This window comes from Bradyrhizobium sp. WSM471 (genome assembly GCF_000244915.1).
Classification (GTDB): Bacteria; Pseudomonadota; Alphaproteobacteria; order Rhizobiales; family Xanthobacteraceae; genus Bradyrhizobium.
This window is the reverse complement of record NZ_CM001442.1, coordinates 4,641,058-4,661,186: the sequence shown is the minus strand read 5'-3', so window position 1 is coordinate 4,661,186 and position 20,129 is coordinate 4,641,058. Positions and strand designations below refer to the sequence as shown.

General features: G+C 64.2%; 18 protein-coding genes. 11 read left to right on the top strand and 7 right to left on the bottom strand.

The genetic code is table 11. The features are described 5' to 3' along the window. Nucleotides 1-22: 22 nt before the first annotated feature. The 5 genes from BRA471DRAFT_RS20765 to BRA471DRAFT_RS20745 form a co-directional block, all read right to left on the bottom strand. Nucleotides 23-2,755, bottom strand: a complete 2,733-nt coding sequence (locus tag BRA471DRAFT_RS20765) for an EAL domain-containing protein (protein WP_007610803.1) — start codon at nt 2,753-2,755, stop codon at nt 23-25. Between the two features lie 262 nt (nt 2,756-3,017). Beyond that, nucleotides 3,018-3,530 carry a cyclic pyranopterin monophosphate synthase MoaC gene (gene moaC, locus BRA471DRAFT_RS20760; protein WP_007610802.1) on the bottom strand — a complete coding sequence of 171 codons (513 nt, stop codon included), beginning with the start codon at nt 3,528-3,530 and terminating at the stop codon, nt 3,018-3,020. Continuing rightward, the gene (gene trpC / locus BRA471DRAFT_RS20755) at nt 3,530-4,348 is read right to left on the bottom strand and encodes an indole-3-glycerol phosphate synthase TrpC (protein WP_007610799.1); all 819 of its coding nucleotides are present in this window, start codon (nt 4,346-4,348) and stop codon (nt 3,530-3,532) included. The genes moaC and trpC overlap by 1 nt, the downstream gene beginning before the upstream one ends. A 7-nt stretch (nt 4,349-4,355) precedes the next feature. Further along, nucleotides 4,356-5,369, bottom strand: coding sequence for an anthranilate phosphoribosyltransferase (gene trpD, locus BRA471DRAFT_RS20750; RefSeq protein ID WP_007610798.1), 1,014 nt, complete (start codon nt 5,367-5,369; stop codon nt 4,356-4,358). A 14-nt stretch (nt 5,370-5,383) separates the two neighbouring features. Continuing rightward, nucleotides 5,384-7,282: a peptidylprolyl isomerase gene (locus BRA471DRAFT_RS20745; protein WP_007610796.1), complete on the bottom strand. Its 1,899-nt coding sequence runs from the start codon at nt 7,280-7,282 to the stop codon at nt 5,384-5,386. Between the two features lie 222 nt (nt 7,283-7,504). Between BRA471DRAFT_RS20745 and tpiA the strand changes: the two genes are divergently transcribed. From tpiA to BRA471DRAFT_RS20730, 3 genes are all read left to right on the top strand, one after another. Next, nucleotides 7,505-8,260 carry a triose-phosphate isomerase gene (gene tpiA, locus BRA471DRAFT_RS20740; protein ID WP_007610794.1) on the top strand — a complete coding sequence of 252 codons (756 nt, stop codon included), beginning with the start codon at nt 7,505-7,507 and terminating at the stop codon, nt 8,258-8,260. Nucleotides 8,261-8,401: 141 nt separating this feature from the next. Beyond that, nucleotides 8,402-8,788: a preprotein translocase subunit SecG gene (gene secG / locus BRA471DRAFT_RS20735; protein WP_007590603.1), complete on the top strand. Its 387-nt coding sequence runs from the start codon at nt 8,402-8,404 to the stop codon at nt 8,786-8,788. Between the two features lie 166 nt (nt 8,789-8,954). Beyond that, complete coding sequence (locus tag BRA471DRAFT_RS20730; RefSeq protein WP_007610793.1) at nt 8,955-10,586, top strand: CTP synthase; 1,632 nt, start codon at nt 8,955-8,957, stop codon at nt 10,584-10,586. 60 nt (nt 10,587-10,646) lie between these two features. On the opposite strand, the gene BRA471DRAFT_RS20725 is transcribed toward BRA471DRAFT_RS20730, so the two are convergent. After that, nucleotides 10,647-11,435, bottom strand: coding sequence for a helix-turn-helix transcriptional regulator (locus BRA471DRAFT_RS20725; RefSeq protein WP_231170946.1), 789 nt, complete (start codon nt 11,433-11,435; stop codon nt 10,647-10,649). A 108-nt stretch (nt 11,436-11,543) separates the two neighbouring features. Between BRA471DRAFT_RS20725 and BRA471DRAFT_RS37020 the strand changes: the two genes are divergently transcribed. From BRA471DRAFT_RS37020 to glsA, 6 genes are all read left to right on the top strand, one after another. Continuing rightward, complete coding sequence (locus BRA471DRAFT_RS37020; protein ID WP_007610791.1) at nt 11,544-11,879, top strand: RidA family protein; 336 nt, start codon at nt 11,544-11,546, stop codon at nt 11,877-11,879. A gap of 92 nt (nt 11,880-11,971) precedes the next feature. Beyond that, nucleotides 11,972-12,316, top strand: a complete 345-nt coding sequence (locus BRA471DRAFT_RS20720; RefSeq protein ID WP_007610790.1) for a nuclear transport factor 2 family protein — start codon at nt 11,972-11,974, stop codon at nt 12,314-12,316. Nucleotides 12,317-12,502: 186 nt separating this feature from the next. Further along, complete coding sequence (locus BRA471DRAFT_RS20715; protein ID WP_007610789.1) at nt 12,503-12,829, top strand: NIPSNAP family protein; 327 nt, start codon at nt 12,503-12,505, stop codon at nt 12,827-12,829. A 125-nt stretch (nt 12,830-12,954) separates the two neighbouring features. Further along, nucleotides 12,955-13,818 carry a 3-deoxy-8-phosphooctulonate synthase gene (kdsA, locus tag BRA471DRAFT_RS20710; RefSeq protein WP_035974152.1) on the top strand — a complete coding sequence of 288 codons (864 nt, stop codon included), beginning with the start codon at nt 12,955-12,957 and terminating at the stop codon, nt 13,816-13,818. Continuing rightward, on the top strand, nt 13,818-15,023 hold the full coding sequence (locus BRA471DRAFT_RS20705; RefSeq protein WP_007610786.1) for an MFS transporter: 1,206 nt from the start codon (nt 13,818-13,820) through the stop codon (nt 15,021-15,023). The genes kdsA and BRA471DRAFT_RS20705 overlap by 1 nt, the downstream gene beginning before the upstream one ends. Nucleotides 15,024-15,128: 105 nt before the next feature. Further along, complete coding sequence (gene glsA, locus BRA471DRAFT_RS20700; RefSeq protein ID WP_007610785.1) at nt 15,129-17,003, top strand: glutaminase A; 1,875 nt, start codon at nt 15,129-15,131, stop codon at nt 17,001-17,003. 34 nt (nt 17,004-17,037) lie between these two features. Here glsA and queF read toward each other — a convergent pair whose 3' ends face one another. Continuing rightward, a complete protein-coding gene (queF, locus tag BRA471DRAFT_RS20695) occupies nt 17,038-17,526 on the bottom strand; it encodes a preQ(1) synthase (protein ID WP_007610784.1) in 489 nt (162 codons plus the stop codon). A 124-nt stretch (nt 17,527-17,650) separates the two neighbouring features. Here queF and eno point away from each other — a divergent pair, with 124 nt between their 5' ends. After that, nucleotides 17,651-18,934 (top strand): phosphopyruvate hydratase, encoded by a 1,284-nt coding sequence (gene eno / locus BRA471DRAFT_RS20690; RefSeq protein ID WP_007610783.1) that lies wholly within the window; start codon nt 17,651-17,653, stop codon nt 18,932-18,934. Between the two features lie 34 nt (nt 18,935-18,968). Further along, on the top strand, nt 18,969-20,102 hold the full coding sequence (locus BRA471DRAFT_RS20685) for a zinc-binding dehydrogenase (protein ID WP_007610782.1): 1,134 nt from the start codon (nt 18,969-18,971) through the stop codon (nt 20,100-20,102). The last annotated feature ends 27 nt before the right edge of the window (nt 20,103-20,129 follow it).

Genomic DNA, 20,129 nt, shown 5'->3' with positions numbered 1-20,129 from the left:
GCTGGACGGGCGGATCCTGGCCCTAGCTTGCCTCGCGGCGGCGGCTTTCGTTGCCGCCGCGCTGGGCGAGACGGCTGCGATGGAGCGCGAACAGCTCCAGCACCTTGTCGGCGGGTTTTGCGGCGCTGAACAGATAGCCCTGCATCTCGGAGCAGCCGAGTGCGCGCAGCAGACGCTGCTGCTCCTCGGTCTCGACACCCTCGGCCGTGGTGGTCATGCGGCGGGCGGCCGCGAGATTGACGACGGCCTGCACGATGCTGGCGGAGCCGTCGGGGCCGGCGATGTCGTTGACGAAGCAGCGGTCAATCTTGATCTTGTCGAACGGGAAGCGGTGCAGATAACTCAGCGAGGAGTAGCCGGTACCGAAATCGTCGAGCGCGATGCGAACGCCGATGGCGCGGAGTTGGTGCAGGATTGCAAGCGCGGTGTCGTCGTCGCGGATCAGTACCGCCTCGGTGATCTCGAGTTCGAGCCGGCTCGCCGGCAAATTGGAGGCGGCAAGCGCCGCCATGATCTTCAGCGCCAGCGTGCCGCTCTTGAACTGCACCGGCGAGACGTTGACAGCGAGTCGGATGTCGTCGGGCCACTTCGCCGCATCCCGGCAGGCGGTCGCCAGCACCCATTCGCCGATCTCGTTGATCAGGCCGGTGTCCTCGGCGATCGGGATGAACTCGGCCGGCGAGACCGTGCCGCGCTCGGGATGGCGCCAGCGCACCAGCGCCTCGCAGCCGGTGATGCGGTCGTCCTTCAGGCTGAGGCAGGGCTGGTAATACACCTCGAGGCCGCCTTCGAGCCCGCCTTGGGCGATGGCGTGGCGCAGGTCGATCTCGAGCTGCCGCCGCTCGTGGATCTTGGCGTCCATCTCCGGCTCGAAAAAGCGATAGGTGCGGCGCCCTGCGGCTTTGGCGGCGTACATCGCCATATCCGCGTTCTTCAGGATCTGGTCCAGCGCCGTTCCATGTTGCGGCGCCAGCGCGATGCCGATACTGGCGTCGGTGGCAAGATGATGTCCCATGCAGTCGAACGGCGCCCGGATGGCCTCAAACACCCGCGCGACGAGCTCGTTGACCTGATCCAGCGATGTCACCGCGCTCTGGACGATGGCAAATTCGTCGCCGCCGAGGCGCGCCACGAAGTCCGTCGGACCCGCACACCGGTGGAGGCTCTGCGCGACCGACTTCAGGAGCTCGTCGCCGACGAGATGCCCGAGCGCGTCGTTGACGCCCTTGAACTCGTCGATGTCGATGTAGTGCACCGCGAGTTGTTCGCCGCCGGCGACCAGATCGAGTTCCTGACGCAGATGCTCATGGAACAGGGTGCGGTTGGGCAGGTCGGTCAGCGCGTCGTAATGAGCAAGATGGGTGATGCGCTCCTCGATACGCCGGCGCTCCGTGATGTCCTCATGCGTCGCCACCCAGCCGCCGTCCGTGAGCGGTTCGTTGACGATCTGGATCGAGCGACCGTCGGAGGTCTCGACCACCATGGAATTGCGCACATGGATGTCGCGCAGGACCCGTGCGACATATTGGTCCGCATCGCCGGTGAACGAGCCGGTGGCTCTGCGGTGCGCAATGATGTCGCGGAAGCTGCAGCCGGGCCTCACGATTTCGGACGACAGCCCGTACATCTCGATGTAGCGCTGGTTGCAGATCACGAGCTGCTGCGAGGCGTCGAACAGCAGCAGGCCCTGGGTCATGTTGTTGACGGCGCGGTCGAGACGCTGCTTTTCCAGCGTCAGCCGTTCCCGCGAAAGACGATGCTGCTCCAGCAGCTTGCGTACGATCGCGATCAGCACGCCCGCGATGGCGAGCGCGGAAGAGGCGGCGACCGAGATCAGGATGCCGATCTGCTCGCGCCAGTCCGTCAGGGCCGTCGCGCGTGTCGTGGTGGCCATCATCAGGATCGGGAAGTGAGGCAGGGCGTGCGAGGAAATCAGCCGGTCCTCGCCGTCGACGGGGCTCATGAAGCGGCCAGTAAAATGGTCGAGCCCGAAAATCCTTTGATGCGCGAACGGACCGTTCTTGAAATTCCGTCCCATCAATTCGCTGGAATGGGGATAACGGGCGAGCATCGTGCCGTCCCGGTGCAGCATCGAGATCGTGGTGCCTTCGCCGAGCACGGCGGACTCGAAGAATTTTTCGAAGTTTGCCGGCTCGATGCCGCGTCCGACCACACCCATGAATTCGCCGTTCGGTCCGACGATCTTGCGCACGATCAGGATGGTCCATGCGCCGGAGATGCGGCTGTAGAGTGGCTCGATCAGGACGTCTGGAGCGTCGGGATCGTACCGGAACGTCCGAAAATAGGCGCGATCGGCAACGTTCACGTTCGGGGCCGGCCATGCCGTCGATGAATTGATCAAATTGCCTTCGGCATCGATGATATTGACGCCGCCTATGTAGGGCAGTGCCTCGATCTTCGAGCGCAGCATCCGGTGGAGGTCCTGGCCGGCGAGGCGCTTGCGATAGTCCGCCGCACTGATGATGCCGCTCGCACGGACGTAGTCGACGAAATCCTTCTGGATGACCGCGAAATCCTGCAATTGCTGGTCGAAATGATGGGCCAGCATCAGCACGGTGTTTTCCAGCTCGCGGCCGGAACTGCGCAGCGCGCGTTCGCGGAAATTCTGCGCCATCAGCGTCGCGCCGACGGCGATCGCAGCGATCAGCAGCGTGCCGCCCACCACCAGCCAGCGGATCGGTCCGCTGCGCACGAAGGCCTGGTCAAAAAGGCGACTGCCGAATCCCGTCATCATGATCGATCGTTGTGGTGCACACGTCAGGGTCAATTCCTGGCCCCGTAAACATCCGTTGGTTTACGGGAACGGAGTGGAGGCGAAGTTAGCAAGCTGGGTTAACGCGCCGTGAACGGACGGTCGCAAAAGCAATCAATATGCGAGCGAGTATGGCCTGATCGCCGCCGGCATCGCGCTTGCGATCATTGCCGTGGTGAACGCCTGGGCAAGTTCAATGCAAAAATTCGGCTCGCTCAGCGCGTCCCTGAAGTAGCGGCGGCAATCAGACGCGGTAATGGCCCGACTTGCCGCCGAGCTTCTCGACCAGATGGATGCCTTCGATGCGCACGCCGCGTTCCACCGCCTTGATCATGTCGTAGATGGTGAGGCAGGCGACCGAGACGGCGGTGAGCGCTTCCATCTCGACGCCGGTCGGGCCGGTGACCTTCACGCTGGCGCGGACGAGGCAGCCCGGCAGCGTCGCGTCGGGCTCGATCTCGACCGTCACTTTCGACAGCGCGAGCGGATGGCAGAGCGGGATCAGCTCCGCGGTGCGCTTGGCGGCCATGATGCCGGCGATGCGGGCGGTGCCGAGCACGTCGCCCTTTTTGGCGTTGCCGGACACGATCAGGTCAAGCGTCGCCCTGGTCATGACGACGCGTCCTTCCGCGACCGCGAGCCGCTCGCTCGCGGGCTTGTCCGACACGTCAACCATCCGCGCCTCGCCGGAGGCGCCGATATGGGTGAGGGCAGGGCCGGACTTGGTCGGTTTGGCCTTTGCGGGCTTACGCGCCATCAGTTCGTGCCTGTGGCGCGCGCGGTCTCGCGCGCCAGCAGCGTGCGGGTCGCAGCGGTAACGTCGGCTTGCCGCATCAGGCTCTCGCCGACCAGGAAGGTCGACATGCCGACGCGCTCGAGGAGGGCGAGATCGGCGGGCGTGAAGATGCCGCTCTCGCCGACCATCAGTCGATCCCGGGGGATCAGCGGCGCCAACGTTTCGCTGGTCGCAAGCGTGGTTTCGAAGGTGCGCAGATTGCGATTGTTGACGCCGATCATCGGCGAACGCAGCTTCAGCGCGCGGTCAAGCTCGGCGCGGTCGTGGATCTCGATCAGCACGTCCATGCCATGGGCGATGGCGGCGTCCTCGAGCTCGTTGGCCGTGGCATCATCGAGCGCCGCCATGATGATCAGGATGCAGTCGGCGCCGTGCGCGCGGGCCTCCGCCACCTGATAAGTATCGAACATGAAATCCTTGCGCAGCACCGGCAGTGACGTTGCCGCGCGGGCCGCCACCATAAAGTCGAGATGGCCCTGGAACGAGGGCGTGTCCGTCAGCACCGACAGGCAGGCAGCGCCGCCGGCCTCATAGGCCCTGGCCAGCAGCGGCGGATCGAAATCGGCGCGGATCAGGCCCTTTGACGGCGAGGCCTTCTTGACCTCCGCGATCAGCGCGAAGTCGCCATTGGCGTGCTTGGCCTTGATCGCACGCACGAAGCCGCGCGGTGCCGCTTGCGCCTTGGCCTTCGCCTCCACCGCCGATAGCGGCTGCGCGCGCTTGGCCGCCGCGATTTCCTCGCGCTTGTAGGCTTCGATCTTGGTCAAGATGTCCGACATGTCAGGCTCAGCCGTTCGAGACCGCGATCAAATGTTTCAGCCGCGCGCTCGCCGCGCCGCTGTCGAGCGATTTTGCGCCGATCACGACTCCTTCCTTGAGATCCCTGGCACGCCCCGCCACGACCAATGCGGCAGCGGCGTTGATCAACGCGACGTCACGATAGGGGCTCGGCTTGCCGTCGAGCACGCCCTGCAAGGCGATCGCGTTGGCGTCGGCGTCGCCGCCTTTGAGTGCACCGGCCTCGCAGCGCGGCAGGCCCGCGTCCTCCGGCGTCACCTCGAAATTCCGGATCTCGCCATTGTGGAGCGCGGAGACGAAGGTCGGGCCTGTGAGGGTGATCTCGTCGAGGCCGTCGGAACCGTGCACGACCCAGGCGGATTCGGAGCCGAGGTTCTTGAGCACTTGCGCCAGCGGCTGCACCCATTGCCGGGAGAACACGCCGACCATCTGCCGCTTCACGCCGGCGGGATTGGACAATGGGCCGAGCAGGTTGAAGATCGTGCGTGTCGCAAGCTCCACCCGGGTCGGGCCGACGTTCTTCATGGCGGGATGATGGGCGGGGGCGAACATGAAGCCGATGCCGCATTCGCGTATGCAGCGGCCGACCTGCTCCGGCCTCAGATCGATCTTCACCCCGAGCGAAGCCAGCACGTCGGCGGCGCCCGAGCGCGACGACAGCGCGCGGTTGCCGTGCTTGGCCACCGGCAGACCGGCGCCCGCAACGATGAAGGAGGCACAGGTCGAGACATTGACCGAGCCGGAGCCGTCGCCGCCGGTGCCGACGATGTCGACGGCGTCCGCGGGCGCATCGACCGTGAGCATCTTGGAGCGCATGGCCGAGACCGCGCCGGTGATCTCGTCCACGGTCTCGCCGCGCACCCGCAACGCCATCAGCAGGCCGCCCATTTGCGAGGGCGTAGCCTCGCCGGACATCATGGCGTCGAAGGCGGAAGCCGCTTCGTCACGCGACAGGCTGGCGCCGGTCGCCACTTTTCCAATGATCGATTTCAGGTCGTCCATCGCGTGCTTTCAACTCACTGGTTCGCGCCGGTCACCTGCGCGAAGGCGGCCTGATTGATGCTGGTTCCGATGTCTGTTTCAAGCTTGTTGACGTAGGACGCGACCTGCTCCTCGGTCTGCGCGCGGTCGAGAGTGTCCTTCAGCTTCTTGACCGCCTCGGAAGCGGCATCGACCGTGGGATCGACGATCTCGGTGACGCGGAACACGATCACCTCGGTGCCGCCGGTCACCGGCGACTGCCCGACGCCGTCCTTGGCGACGCGGAAGGCGGCCGAGACGACGGTTGCGGGCACGCTGGCGGGCGAGTCGTCGCGCTTGAAGCCAGTGGCGGTCTCGACCTTGGCGCCGATCGCGGCTGCTTCGTCGGCTAGCTTGCCGCCGGATTCGAGCTTCTGCACCATCTCGGTCGCCTTGGCCTTCAGCTTGGTCGCGATCTGGTCCTGGCGCCAGCGCGCCTCGACCTGGTCGCGGACCTCGTCGAGATTGCGGTCGCGCGACGGCGTGATGGCAAGCACGTCGTACCAGACATAGCCGCCCTTGAACGAGATCGAGTCATTGTCGACGCCGACATCGGTGTTGAAGGCCTGCGACACCACGTCGAGGCCCTGCGGAATGCCGGAGACCGGCTGGCCGCTCGGGGCGCGGCCGGAACGGTCGACGGCGTCGATGGTCACGGCGGTGAGCCCGAGCTTCTGCGCCGCATCGATCACGCTGGCACCCCCGCCGCGCTCGTCTTCCATCTTGTCGCGGAGATCGGCGACCTTGACGCGCGCGCGCTCGGTGGCGATCTCGCGCTTGATGTCGGCGGCAACGCTCGCGTAGTTCGCCTCAACGCCCGGCTCGATCTTTTCGACCTTGACGATCGACGTGCCGAGCCGGCCCTGGATCGGCTGGCTGATTTCACCGGCGGGAAGCGCGAAGACGGCGTCTCCAACTGCGGGATCGAGCGAGGATTTGGTCACGAGCCCGAGATCGACGTCGGACGCGCTCAGTCCGCGCTCCTTGCCGAGGTCCTCGAACGACGTCCCGCTGGTGAGCCGCTCGCGTGCGGCCTGCGCCTCGGCGGCGTTGGGAAATACGATCTGCTGGATCTGGCGCTTCTCCGGCGTGCCGAGCCGGTCCTTGCGCTGGTCGAACACCTTCTTGGCGTCCTCGTCCGACACCTCGCTCCACTTGCCGATCTCCTCCGGCGAGACCACGACGAACGCGATCTTGCGATATTCGGGCGCGCGGAACTGAACCTTGTGATCCTCGAAATAGGCGGCGAGCGCCTCGGGCGACGGCGCGTCGATGGTGCCTGCCTGGGCTGCGTCGAGCCTGACGAATTCAATGGCGCGCTGCTCGTTCTGGAAGCGCGTCAGCACGTCGAGCATCGCCTTCGGCGGCTCGAGGCCGGCACCGATCGTGCCGGTGATCTGCCGGCGCAGCGAGACCTTGCGCTGCTCCGAGACGTAGCGCTGCTCGGTATAGCCGAAATTGCGGATCACGGACTGGAAGCGGTTCGGATCGAAGTTGCCGCCGACGCCCTTGAAGTTCGGATCGTTCATGATGAGCTGGCGGATCTGGTCGTCGGACTGGCCGAGCCCGAGCCGGCGCGCCTCTTCGTCGAGGGCGGCTTCCGCGATCGTCTGCTGCAGCACCTGACGGTCGAGGCCGAAGGCGCGCGCCTGTTCAGGCGACAGCGGGCGGCCGAACTGGCGGCTGATCTGCTGGAGGCGATCGGTGTAAATCTGGCGGAACTCGTTCAACGAAATCTCGGTGCCGCCGACCTTGGCCACGGTGGATTGCCCAAAGCCCTTGAAGATGTCGGCAATGCCCCAAACGCCGAAACTGATGATCAGCACGCCCATCACAACGGCCATAATGGTCTTGCCGAGCCAGTTTGATGAGGCCTTGCGCATTCCTCGAAGCATTTGGTCCAACTTGTTTGGCAGGAGGGGAACGGGAGCGCGTCTTAATGCAGATTCCGCAAAAGCGCGTCACCAAATTGATCAATCATCATAAAGTGGTGGCTTTCCCCCCGCAACCTCGGGTGCGGCAGGCTTTCGATCCTTGCGGTTAAAAGCCCCTGGTCTCTGGAACTGCCACGGGACCTCTGCTAGCGCATGAACAAACGAATTTTGCTGGAATTTGACATGACCGATGCCATCCGCCCCCTGATCGCCGGCAACTGGAAAATGAACGGCCTGAAGGCCTCGACCGCCGAATTCGACGCCATGCTCAATGGCGCGGCAGAGGTGGCCGGCAAAGCCGACCTGCTGGTTTGCCCACCGGCGACCCTGATCGCAGCTTTCGCCGAGAAGGCCCGCGGCAGGAAGGTCGCGGTGGGGGCCCAGGATTGCCACCCCAAGGCCTCCGGCGCCCATACCGGCGATATCGCCGCCGAAATGCTGGCGGATTCGGGTGCGACCGCGATCATCGTCGGCCATTCCGAGCGCCGCGCCGACCATGGCGAGGGCGATGCCCTGATCCGGCAGAAGGCCGAGGCCGCCTGGCGCGCCGGGGTGATGGCGATCGTCTGCATCGGAGAGACGCAAGCGCAGCGCGATGCCGGCCAGACCCTGGATATCCTGCGCGGCCAGCTCAACGGTTCGCTGCCGGATGGCGCGACGGCCGCCAATCTGGTCGTGGCCTATGAGCCGGTCTGGGCAATCGGCACCGGCCTGACCCCGACGTCCGGGGATGTCGAGCAGATTCATGGCTTTATACGTGAATTCCTGACCTCCAGGTTCAAGGCCGACGGCGCCGGGATGCGCATCCTCTATGGCGGCTCGGTCAAGCCCTCGAACGCGGCCGAGCTGATGGCCGTGAAGAACGTCAATGGCGCGCTGGTCGGCGGGGCCAGCCTGAAGGCGGCCGATTTCCTTGCGATTGCGCAGGGCTGTCCCTAGCTAACTCCAAACCTTAGGACCCGGCTGATCGGGGGTGGCAATGCCCCGTCTGATCGTGTAACACCGCGCAACTTCAGGAAAACCCCGCGAAGCACGATTGGCCGCCGTCTCGGCGCTGTCGGCTTGTGACGGAAGGACACTATGCAGACTGTTGTCATCGTCATTCACCTCATGATCGTCACCGTCATGATCGGCGCCGTCCTGCTCCAGAAATCGGAAGGCGGGGGCCTGGGCATGGGAGGTGGCGCAGGCTTCATGTCGAGCCGCGGCACCGCGAACCTTCTGACGCGGACCACCGCGATCCTGGCCGTTGGCTTCTTCCTCACCAGCCTGTTCCTGTCCTGGTATGCCGGCTACGACCGCAAGCCATCGTCGATAATCGGCGCACCGGCGTCGCAGACCCAGCCGGCCGGTGGTGGACCGATCGCGCCGCCGACCTCCGGCGGCATCCTGGATTCGCTGAAGAAGGCCGACGAGCAGCAGCAGGCTCCGGCACCGAGCGGCCCGCAGGTACCGCGTTCGCAATAAAGCAGGGGGGCCATGCAGGGCGGCTTCTACCGTCCTGCATCAACAATCCCCATCAAGGCTCTGTCACCACTCTCAGTTCTGGCTCACCCACAGCCCCGCAAAATGTTTGGGGCGGAATACGAATCGCTTTGGCGAATCGAATTCGAGGGATTAGAGGTTAAGCCCCATGGCGCGGTACATATTCATCACCGGCGGCGTGGTTTCTTCGCTCGGCAAGGGTCTGGCTTCAGCGGCACTCGGTGCCCTGTTGCAAGCCCGGGGCTACAAGGTCCGCCTCCGCAAGCTCGATCCCTATCTCAATCTCGATCCCGGAACGATGTCGCCCTATCAGCACGGCGAAGTGTTCGTGACCGATGACGGCGCGGAGACCGACCTCGATCTCGGACACTACGAGCGCTTCACCGGGCGGCCGGCGACCAAGGCCGACAACATCACGACCGGGCGCATCTACCAGGACATCATCTCCAAGGAGCGGCGCGGCGATTATCTCGGCGCCACCATCCAGGTGGTTCCGCATGTCACCAACGCCATCAAGGATTTCGTCCTCGACGGCAACGACGATTACGACTTCGTGCTGGTCGAGATCGGCGGCACCGTCGGCGACATCGAGGGCCTGCCGTTCTTCGAGGCGATCCGCCAGCTCAAGAACGAGCTGCCGCGCGATCACGCCATCTACATTCATCTGACGCTGCTGCCTTACATCCCGAGCGCCGGTGAGCTGAAGACCAAGCCGACGCAGCACTCCGTCAAGGAGCTGCGCTCGATCGGCATCCAGCCGGACATCCTGCTCTGCCGTACCGATCGCGAGATCCCGAAGGAGGAACGGCGCAAGCTCGGGCTGTTCTGTAACGTGCGCGAGAGCGCCGTCATCGAGGCGCGCGACGCCGACAGCATCTACGCGGTCCCTCAGGCTTACCACGCCGCAGGCCTCGACGACGAAGTGCTTGCGGCCTTCGGCATCGGCTCGCGGATTCCGCCGGAGCTGCGGAGCTGGCAGCAGATCAACGAGCGCATCCGCAATCCCGAGGGCAACGTCACCATCGCCATTGTCGGTAAGTATACCGGCATGAAGGATGCGTATAAGTCGCTGATCGAGGCGCTCTCGCATGGCGGCATCGCCAACAAGGTGAAGGTCAATCTCGACTGGATCGAAAGCGAGATCTTCGAGAAGGAAGATCCCGCGCCGTTCCTCGAGCATGTCAACGGCATTCTGGTGCCTGGTGGCTTCGGCCAGCGCGGCGCCGAAGGCAAGATCCGCGCGGCGCAGTTCGCGCGCGAGCGCAACGTGCCGTATTTCGGCATCTGTTTCGGCATGCAGATGGCGGTGATCGAGGCCGCGCGAAACCTTGTCGGGATCGAGGAGGCCAACTCCACCGAGTTCGGCCCGACCAAGGAGCCCTTGGTCGGCCTGATGACGGAATGGCTGCGCGGCAACGAGCTCGAGAAGCGCACCAATGCCGGCGATCTCGGCGGCACGATGCGCCTGGGTGCCTATCCGGCGGCGCTCAATCGCGGCAGCCGCGTCTCGGAGGTGTACGGCGGCGCGACCGAGATTTCCGAGCGCCACCGCCATCGCTACGAGGTCAACACCGCCTACAAGGATCGCCTCGAGCAGCACGGGCTGAAATTCTCGGGCCTGTCGCCCGACGGCGTGCTGCCGGAGATCGTCGAGTACGAGGATCACCCCTGGTTCATCGGCGTCCAGTTCCACCCCGAGCTGAAGTCGCGGCCGTTCGAGCCGCATCCGCTGTTCGCCTCGTTCATTCAGGCGGCGATGGTGCAGTCGCGGCTCGTGTAATTAAGACTTAGGCGGAACGATTGAACGTTCACGCCGGAAAATCAGCGGCTAGTCTCAGATTCAGCGGAGCAGGGCGCTCATACCTCGCCTGACGTCTGGTGGGTCGATCTGAATATCTAGCTTGTCCAAGCCAAAGATGTCGCGAAGGCCGGTCTGGCCAGCAGTTGTCAATTGCACGGCCCGTGTATCAGTCACGCGAATCAGCCAATTCAGCTCCATGCAGCATCGTTGGATCTCGGCTCCGACATGGCCGGCGATGTGATATCGGCGCTCGCTCCAGTCGAGGCACGGCTTGCAAAAGATGCGTTTGTTTTGGCGCTTTCGATTCAGGTCGACGCCAAATTCTGTCAGTAATTTTGCGCCGGCATCGGTCACGTCCCCACCATCCTCACCCAGAATGATGTAGCCGCCGGCGACCAAAGAGTCTGCAATCGCAACGCCCAGTCGACCCGCCAAATGATCGTAGCAAGTCCGGCCGAACCGCAACGCCGAGTCACGCGCCGATCGAGGTTGATATCGCTGAGGAACCTCGAGAGCAGCCACTAGCTTGATGCTCTCAAGCATGCTGGCAACCAGCGGTGAGGAAATTCGGTAGTACCGAAAGCTGCGCTTCCTGGTCACTGAGATAAGCCGGGCGTCGACCAGCTTGGACAAGTGCTCGCTGGCCGTCGGTCGCGAAATTCGCGCGAGAAACGCCAGCTCACTTCCGGTCAGGGATTGTCCACCCATGAGGGCTGCCAACATGGTCGCGCGCGCGGTATCGCCAACGAGCGCTGCAACCTCGACCATGTTCGCCGCTGCGACCATTGCCCCCTCTACCATCGTCGGCATCGGGTCAACAAGCGACATGAGTTCGGTATGCACCAAACTCATAAATGGAGACAATGAACGCCTCGGATGCGACAGCACGGGCCGTGTTGAGTCCACTTCGTCGATAGTGACCTGCAGGAGCCGGCCGTGAAGCGCGAACCAGTCAGAGTTGAACCCATTTCCACCTATTTGGAGCAACGGCGGAAGGGGCCGATCTGCCCAATCATTGTCGCCGGTGAGACGGTTTATGTGTCAGGCCTTCCGCCATTTGATCCGGTCACCGGTGAGGTTAAGCGATTGCCGTTCGTGCGGCAGAGCGAGATCGTGCTCGACCAACTGAAACTTTGCCTGGAGGCTGCCGGCTCGTCGTTGCGGGATGTCGTGAAATGTAATGTCTACTGTACGCCTGTTCAAATTTCGATGCGTTCAATGATGTCTACCAACGCTATTTCCCGGTTTCGCCTCCTGCGCGGATCTATTTAACGGTCCCTTCCTGGCCGGGTGAGTTTGATGTTGAGGTCGATTGTGTTGCGATCAAATCCGATCTGGAAGATCGGCCGGCGACCGCAAGGGACATGAACCAACTAAAGCATCTCAATGCCGGCTATATGCGCTCGGTCGCCTTGAAGGATGTCGATTGGTTTCGCGAACATCTGAGCGATGATTTCGTCAACAGCAACCCTGACGGATCGATGGTTGATCGTGCCGGGTTCATTGAACAAATTGCCAAGCCTGCAGCCATATCGAATTTGGGATACGAGGACGAGCGGATCCGGATCATGGGTGATATGGCGATTATCCATGCGAGGACCACCTATACCAAAGCCGATGGCTCGGCCGGACTCGGACGATATACCGACAGTTGGGCCCGTCGCGAGGGCGTCTGGGTTTGTGTTGCCGCCCACGTGACCCGGGGGTGAGCAAAGGCAGGATTTGCGGCAAGCTGAGTTCGTGGTTGTCGTGCTGCCGGAGATCGTCGCGTCGGAGGATCACCCGTGGTCCACCGGCGCACAGAGCCGGCTGGTCTGACTTCCCACCTTTACGATCGCGTCATTTGTTGCGACAACTCCCTGCCGCAAGAACAACAATGCAGGGATTGAACTCCGATGATCTACGAAATGCGCATCTATCGCTGCGTGCCCGGCCGCCTGCCGGCACTGCTCAAGCGGTTCGAGACCGTCACGCTGAAGGTGTGGGAAAAGCACGGCATCAAGCAGGCCGGGTTCTTCACGACGCTGATCGGTGAATCCAACCAAGAGCTGACCTATTTCCTGGCCTGGGAGTCGCTCGCCGAGCGCGAGAAGAAGTGGGCCGCCTTCATGACCGATCCGGACTGGATGAAAGGGCGCGCCGAGAGCGAGGCGGACGGCCAGATCGTCGGCAACATCGTCAGCCAGATCCTGGCGCCGACCGCCTTCTCGGCAGTGAAGTAGAGGCGGCCGGCGCGAGGGCGTCGCGGGGAGCCTGGGCGCAACCCTGATATTCTGGGAGCCCAGGCCGAATGGGGTTGATCCGCCCTTCATCGCGGCTATGGTCGCGTCGAAACGAGGGATTTGCCTTGAGCTCTTCGACGTCAGCGGCGCCGGTCGTTACCATTGGCAAGGTCAAATTCGGCAATGATCTGCCGATCTCGATCATTGCCGGGCCGTGTCAGCTCGAAAGCCGCCAGCATGCGCTGGAGGTGGCCTCCGCGCTGAAGGAGATCGCCGCGCGGCTGCAGATCGGCCTCGTCTACAAGACCTCGTTCGATAAGGCCAATCGCACCAGCGCGTCGGCTGCGCGTGGCCTCGGGCTTGCCCAGTCGCTGCCGATCTTCGCCGAAATCCGATCGTCGCTCGGCCTGCCGGTCCTGACCGACGTGCACGACGCCGCGCAGTGCGCCGAAGTGGCGCAGGCGGTGGACATCCTGCAGATCCCGGCGTTCCTGTGCCGGCAGACCGATCTGCTGCTGGCGGCGGCCGCGACCGGCAAGGTCGTCAACGTCAAGAAGGGGCAATTTCTCGCGCCCTGGGACATGGCGAACGTCGTGTCCAAGATCACGAGCGCGAACAATCCCAACGTGCTCGTCACCGAGCGCGGTGCGTCCTTCGGCTACAACACGCTGGTCTCCGACATGCGCGCCTTGCCGATCCTGGCGCGCACCACCGGCGCACCCGTTATCTTTGACGCCACTCATTCGGTGCAGCAGCCGGGCGGGAAGGGGACGTCTTCCGGAGGCGAGCGCGAATTCGTGCCGGTGCTCGCACGCGCAGCCGTCGCCGTCGGTGTTGCCGGTGTCTTCATCGAGACCCATCCCGACCCTGACAGCGCGCCGTCCGACGGGCCGAACATGGTGCCGCTGCGCGAGTTCGAGGCGCTGATCCGAAGGCTGATGGCGTTCGACGCGCTCGCCAAAGATTCGACCAAAGCCGACCCGCGCTGATGCAGCAAGGCGCAGCGCGGCCGCACGATCACGGCCTGCCGGCCGCGCTCTACGTCATCTCCGGTGCAAGCTTTGCCGCGGCGCTCTCCGCGCGCGCGCTCGATCCGGTGCTGCCGCACGTCGCGGAAGACTTTGGCGTCAGCATCGCGACCGCGGCCGGTTTCGCCGCGGTGTTTGCCTTCACCTTCTCGATCATCCAGCCGATCGTCGGCGCCGCCGCCGATCTGTTCGGCAAGACGCGGCTGATGATCGGCTGCCTCGCGCTGCTCGGCCTTGCCAACATCCTGGGGGCGCTCTCGAGCTCGTTCTCGGTTCTGTTCGCGACCCGTATCCTCGCCGGCATCGGCTCCGGCGGCGTATTTCCGGTGGCGTTGAGCCTGACCAGCGATCTCGTCGGCCCGGAGAAGCGCCAGGTCGCGATCAGCCGCACGCTCGCCGGCGCGATGACGGGCAATCTCCTCGGCGCCTCGGCCTCCGGCCTGATCGGCGATTTCCTCGGCTGGCGTGGCGTGCTGGCGGTGCTCGGCGCGCTCGTGATCGTTGCGTCGATCGCGGTCGCCGCCGGTTTTCGTGGCGCCAAGGTCAAGCATCCGCCGAAGACGAGCCTGTCGGCGCTGAAGGCCGGCTATCGCACCATCTTCACCAACCCGAACGCCTATGTCTGTTATTCGGCGGTGTTCATCGAAGGCTGCTGCGTGCTCGGCCTGTTTCCCTACATCGCTTCGTTCCTGTTCGAGCTCGGCCAGACCTCGCTCTCGATCGCGGGCATCGTCATCGCGGGTTTTGCGGTCGGCGGTCTGTTCTACACGCTGACAGTGTCGCGCCTGCTGCCATGGCTGGGCATGAAGCGAATGATGATCGCGGGCATGACGCTGGTGGCCTCGCAGCTCGTTGTCGTCGCCTTCGGCCTGCGCTGGGAAGTGCAGGCCCTCAATCTCATCGTGATGGGATGGGGCTTCTACATCGCCCATGGCTGCCTCCAGATGTTTGCCAGTGAGCTCTCGGTCGAAGCACGCGCGACCGCACTGTCGCTGCACTCGTTCTTCTTCTTCATGGGGCAGACGGTCGGGCCGCTCGCCTATGGTCTTGGCCTCCAGCATGGCGGCAAGATGCCGACCCTGTTCGCGAGCGCCGCGATCATGGTGGTATTGGGCCTTGTCTGCGCGCGCCTGCTGAAACAGCGCGCGCCGTCCGACGCGCGCTGAGGCTATTCGGTCCCTTAAGGGGGATCGGCCCCACCAAGACACCGTCGGCCCCGTATACATGGCACACGAATTGCTTCGATTTTGGGCAAATCGAGGTGTGAGATCGTGGACGCCCAGACCAGCCGTTCGCCCAGCGCAGCCAGCGTGCCCCGATCGACGGGATATCCCACCAAACCCCCGCTCCGGCGCTTCCTGACCGCTTGTTACGAAGAATTCCGGGCCGACAATTCGGGCGAACTTGCCGACTACATCCCCGAGTTGAAGCGCGCCAACCCCGACCATTTCGGCATCGCGCTCGTCACGATCGATGGCCACGTCTACGAGGTCGGCGACAGCGCGGTGCCATTCACGATCCAGTCGGTCTCGAAGGCCTTCGTGTTCGCCCTGGCGCTGGAGACGGTGGGCGAGGAGCGCGTCGCGGCCACCATCGGAGTCGAGCCGAGCGGCGAGGCCTTCAATTCGATCCGGCTCACCAACGACAACCGCCCCTTCAATCCCATGGTCAACGCCGGTGCGATCGCCTGCTCGGGCCTGATCTACGAGGTGGATGGGAAGGGCGCCTTCGAGCGCGTCCGCTCAAAGCTTAGCCAGTTCGCCGGCCGCGAGCTTGGCGTCGACGAGGCCGTGCACGCCTCGGAGACCGCGACCGGCAATCGCAATCGTGCGATCGCGTGGCTGTTGCGCAATTACGCGGTGCTACCTGACGACGTCGATGCGGTGCTTGACGTGTATTTCCGTCAATGCGCGATCCTGGTGACTGCGCGCGATCTGGCGGTGATGGCGGCAACGCTCGCCAATCGCGGCATCAACCCGGTGACGGGTGCGCAGGTGATCACGCCGCACATCGTCGCCCGCACGTTGTCGGTGATGACGAGCTCGGGCATGTACGACTATGCCGGCGAGTGGACTTATCGCGTCGGCATCCCCGCCAAGAGCGGCGTCGGCGGTGGCATCGTCGCGGCGCTGCCTTCGCAACTTGGGCTCGGCACCTTTTCGCCGCTGTTGGACAATCATTTCAACAGCGTGCGCGGCCTCAAGGTCTGCGAGGCGCTGTCGGCGCGGTTCGACCTGCACATGCTCAACCGCAACGCCGACGTACGCAGCAGCGTCATGGCCGACTATGATATCTACGGCATCTCGTCGCGTCGCAGCCGCCAGCCGCACGAGCAGCAGATTCTCGACGATCGCCACAGCGATATCCGCACCCTCGAGCTCGTCGGCGCGCTCAATTTCGGCACCATTGACTACGTCACACGAAGACTCACCAGTGAGCCGCCGAACGCGCCGCTCCTGATCATCGATTTCCGCCGCGTCCCCGACATCACCGCAGCCGGCGCAGAGCTTCTGGGTGAGACGCTGACGGCGCTCAACAATGCAGGCATCACCACGGTTCTATCAGGCATCGAGGAGACGTCCGCGGTATGGGCCGCGATTTCCGCGCGCACGGCGGATCCGCGAAGGCTGCGGCGCTTTGCGCTGCTCGACGATGCGATCGAATGGGCCGAGGACCAGGTGATCTATCGCTTCGGCGGCTTTACCGACATGAAGGAGAGCGTGCATCTCGGCGATCAAGCGCTGCTGGCCGAGCTCGACGCCGACGAGATCGCCGCCATCGTCAAGCTCTCGACCACGCGCCACTACTATGCCGGCCAGCGCATCGTCGCGGCCGGCACGCTCGCCAATTCGCTGTTCTTCCTCCAGAGCGGCATGGTCAGCGTCAAATTGCGAAGCGGCGTGCGGCTGGCCTCGCTCGGCCCCGGCATGGAGTTCGGCGAGATGGCAATCCTCGAGAGAAGCCGCAGCGCCGATGTCTTCGCCGATACGCTCGTGACCTGCCTCGAACTGCCGCTCGACAGTTTTGCCGACTACCGCCGGCTGCATCCCGAGACCGCACTGAAGATCATGCGCAACCTCGCCGCGATCCTGGCGCGGCGGCTGGTGGCGGCCAACGCCAAGGTCGACCTGCTCAGCGCTTATTAGCCAGAACGCACCGCTTCCTGGACACTGGAAACGTTCAGCCCCGTCCGCGATAGGGCGCGACGCCTTGCTCCGGCACCCACAATCCCTTCGGCGCGCGGCCGGTCTGCCAGAACACGTCGATCGGGATGCCGCCGCGCGGATACCAGTAGCCGCCGATGCGCAGGAACTTCGGCTTGATCTCGCTCGCGATGCGCTTGCCGATCATCACGGTGCAGTCCTCGTGGAAGGCGCCGTGATTGCGGAAGCTCGCGATGTAGAGCTTGAGCGACTTCGACTCCAGCAGCCATTGGCCGGGCGCGTAGTCGATCATCAGATGCGCGAAATCCGGCTGTCCCGTGACCGGACAGAGCGAGGTGAACTCGGGCACGGTGAAACGGACCAGATAGTCGGTGCCTCCTTGCGGATTGGGCACGCGATCGAGTTTCGCCTTCTCGGGCGCATCCGGCCATTCCACGGCGCGGCCAAGCTGCAGGGCAGCTGAATCCGAGCTTGAGTTCTTCGATTTGCTGGGCTTTTTCGACATCAGTCCGCCTCCGTGGCGCCCTCTTAGCCAATCATCGTGCGGCCGTCACCCGGCCTTTTCCGCTTCGATGCATTGCGGTAGAAGCACCCCAACTGACCGCTTAGTCCCCCGAAAAGAGGCCCTCATGACCGCCATCATCGACATCATCGGACGCGAAATCCTGGATAGCCGGGGCAATCCCACCGTCGAGGTCGACGTCGTGCTGGAAGATGGTGCGCTCGGCCGTGCTGCCGTGCCGTCCGGCGCCTCCACCGGCGCCCATGAGGCGGTGGAACTGCGCGACGGTGACAAAGCCCGTTATCTCGGCAAAGGCGTCACCAAGGCGGTCGGCGCCGTCAACGGCGAGATCTTCGAGGCCCTGAGCGGCCTCGATGTCGAGCAGCAGGCCCAGCTCGACCAGATCATGATCGACCTCGACGGCACGCCGAACAAGAGCCGGCTGGGCGCCAACGCCATCCTCGGCGTGTCGCTCGCCTGCGCCAAGGCGGCCGCGAACTCGCTCGACATGCCGCTCTACCGTTATGTCGGCGGCACCTCGGCGCGTCTCTTGCCGGTGCCGATGATGAACATCATCAATGGCGGCATGCACGCCGACAACCCGATCGATTTCCAGGAGTTCATGATCCTGCCGGTTGGCGCGTCCTCCTTTGCCGAGGGCCTGCGCTACGGCGCGGAGGTCTTCCACACCCTGAAGTCCGAATTGAAGAAGGCGGGCCACAACACCAATGTCGGCGACGAGGGCGGCTTTGCCCCGAACCTGCCATCGGCGGACGCCGCGCTCGAATTCGTCATGAACGCGATCGGCAAGGCCGGCTACAAGGCGGGCTCCGACATCGTCATCGGCCTCGACTGCGCCTCGACCGAGTTCTTCAAGGACGGCAAGTACGTCTACGAAGGCGAGGGCAAGACCCGCTCGATCTCCGAACAGGCCAAGTACCTTGCTGACCTCGTCTCGCGCTATCCGATCGTGACCATCGAGGACGGCATGTCGGAAGACGACATGGACGGCTGGAAAGAGCTGACCGACCTCATCGGCAAGAAGTGCCAGCTCGTCGGCGACGATCTCTTCGTCACCAACGTCAAGCGGCTCGCCGAAGGCATCAAGGCCGGACGGGCCAATTCGATCCTGATCAAGGTCAACCAGATCGGCACGCTGACCGAGACGCTCGCCGCCGTCGAGATGGCGCACAAGGCCGGCTACACCTCGGTGATGTCGCATCGCTCCGGCGAAACCGAGGATTCCACCATCGCCGACCTCGCGGTCGCCACCAATTGCGGACAGATCAAGACCGGCTCCCTTGCGCGCTCCGATCGCACCGCCAAATACAACCAGCTCCTGCGCATCGAGCAGCAGCTCGGCAAGCAGGCGCTCTACGGCGGCAAGGCGGCACTGAAGGCGCTGGCATAAGCCAGCGCTCGGACAAAAACAGGGGAGGATCGACATGAGTGACGGCAAGACCGGCCTGCAACTGCGTTCGCTGATCAAGACGAGCGGTGAGCTCGAAATCTCGCTGCTCGACGTGCCGACCCCCGAGCCCGCCGCGGACGAGGTTGTCGTCCGCGTCGAGGCGGCGCCGATCAATCCGTCTGATCTCGGGCTCCTCATCGGCGCGGCCGACATGAGCACGGCAAAGGCTTCCGGCGACAAGGGCGCTCCCGTCATCACCGCGAAGGTGCCGGAAGGCGCGATGCGGGCGATGGCAGGCCGGCTCGACGAGTCCATGCCGGTCGGTAACGAAGGCGCGGGCGTCGTAATCAGGACCGGCTCGTCGGATGCCGCGAAGGCGCTGATGGGCAAGACCGTCGCCATGATCGGCGGCGCGATGTATACGCAGTATCGCACGTTGAAAGTGCGCGAGTGCCTGCCGCTGCCGGAAGGCACCACGCCGGCCGAAGGTGCCTCCTGCTTCGTCAATCCGCTCACCGCGCTCGGTATGACCGAGACCATGCGGCGCGAGGGTCACAAGGCGCTGGTGCACACTGCGGCCGCCTCCAATCTCGGGCAGATGCTGAACAAGATCTGCATCAAGGACGGCATCCCGCTGGTCAACATCGTGCGCAGCAAGGAGCAGGCCGACATCCTGCACAAGATCGGCGCCAAATATGTCATCGATTCCACCGCGCCGAGCTTCCTCGGTGATCTCACCAACGCGCTGGTCGAGACCGGCGCCACCATCGCCTTCGACGCCATCGGTGGCGGCAAGCTCGCCGGCGACATCCTCAACTGCATGGAAGTCGCGATCAACAAGACCGCGAAGGAATACAGCCGCTACGGCTCCAACGTGCACAAGCAGGTCTACGTCTATGGCGCGCTCGATGTCCGCCCGATCGAGCTGCCGCGCGGCTTCGGCATGGCCTGGGGCGTCGGCGGCTGGCTGCTGTTTCCGTTCCTGATGAAGATCGGGCAGGCGGACGGGGCCAGGCTGCGCCAGCGCGTGGTCGACGAACTGAAGACCACGTTTGCCAGCCACTACACCAAGGTGGTGTCGCTTTCCGAGGCGCTCGATCCCGCCAACATCGCGGTCTACGCCAAACGCGCCACCGGCGAAAAATTCCTCATCAACCCAAATAAATAATCGCCACGTGCGACGGCACGTCACCCA

Excerpts from the sequence above, each read along its gene's own strand:
- BRA471DRAFT_RS20765 (WP_007610803.1), bottom strand. The coding sequence starts at position 2,755 with ATGATGACGGGATTCGGCAGTCGCCTTTTTGACCAGGCCTTCGTGCGC.
- moaC (WP_007610802.1), bottom strand. The coding sequence starts at position 3,530 with ATGGCGCGTAAGCCCGCAAAGGCCAAACCGACCAAGTCCGGCCCTGCC.
- trpC (WP_007610799.1), bottom strand. The coding sequence starts at position 4,348 with ATGTCGGACATCTTGACCAAGATCGAAGCCTACAAGCGCGAGGAAATC.
- trpD (WP_007610798.1), bottom strand. The coding sequence starts at position 5,369 with ATGGACGACCTGAAATCGATCATTGGAAAAGTGGCGACCGGCGCCAGC.
- BRA471DRAFT_RS20745 (WP_007610796.1), bottom strand. The coding sequence starts at position 7,282 with ATGCTTCGAGGAATGCGCAAGGCCTCATCAAACTGGCTCGGCAAGACC.
- tpiA (WP_007610794.1), top strand. The coding sequence starts at position 7,505 with ATGACCGATGCCATCCGCCCCCTGATCGCCGGCAACTGGAAAATGAAC.
- secG (WP_007590603.1), top strand. The coding sequence starts at position 8,402 with ATGCAGACTGTTGTCATCGTCATTCACCTCATGATCGTCACCGTCATG.
- BRA471DRAFT_RS20730 (WP_007610793.1), top strand. The coding sequence starts at position 8,955 with ATGGCGCGGTACATATTCATCACCGGCGGCGTGGTTTCTTCGCTCGGC.
- BRA471DRAFT_RS20725 (WP_231170946.1), bottom strand. The coding sequence starts at position 11,435 with ATGTCGCTTGTTGACCCGATGCCGACGATGGTAGAGGGGGCAATGGTC.
- BRA471DRAFT_RS20720 (WP_007610790.1), top strand. The coding sequence starts at position 11,972 with ATGAACCAACTAAAGCATCTCAATGCCGGCTATATGCGCTCGGTCGCC.
- BRA471DRAFT_RS20715 (WP_007610789.1), top strand. The coding sequence starts at position 12,503 with ATGATCTACGAAATGCGCATCTATCGCTGCGTGCCCGGCCGCCTGCCG.
- BRA471DRAFT_RS20705 (WP_007610786.1), top strand. The coding sequence starts at position 13,818 with ATGCAGCAAGGCGCAGCGCGGCCGCACGATCACGGCCTGCCGGCCGCG.
- queF (WP_007610784.1), bottom strand. The coding sequence starts at position 17,526 with ATGTCGAAAAAGCCCAGCAAATCGAAGAACTCAAGCTCGGATTCAGCT.
- eno (WP_007610783.1), top strand. The coding sequence starts at position 17,651 with ATGACCGCCATCATCGACATCATCGGACGCGAAATCCTGGATAGCCGG.
- BRA471DRAFT_RS20685 (WP_007610782.1), top strand. The coding sequence starts at position 18,969 with ATGAGTGACGGCAAGACCGGCCTGCAACTGCGTTCGCTGATCAAGACG.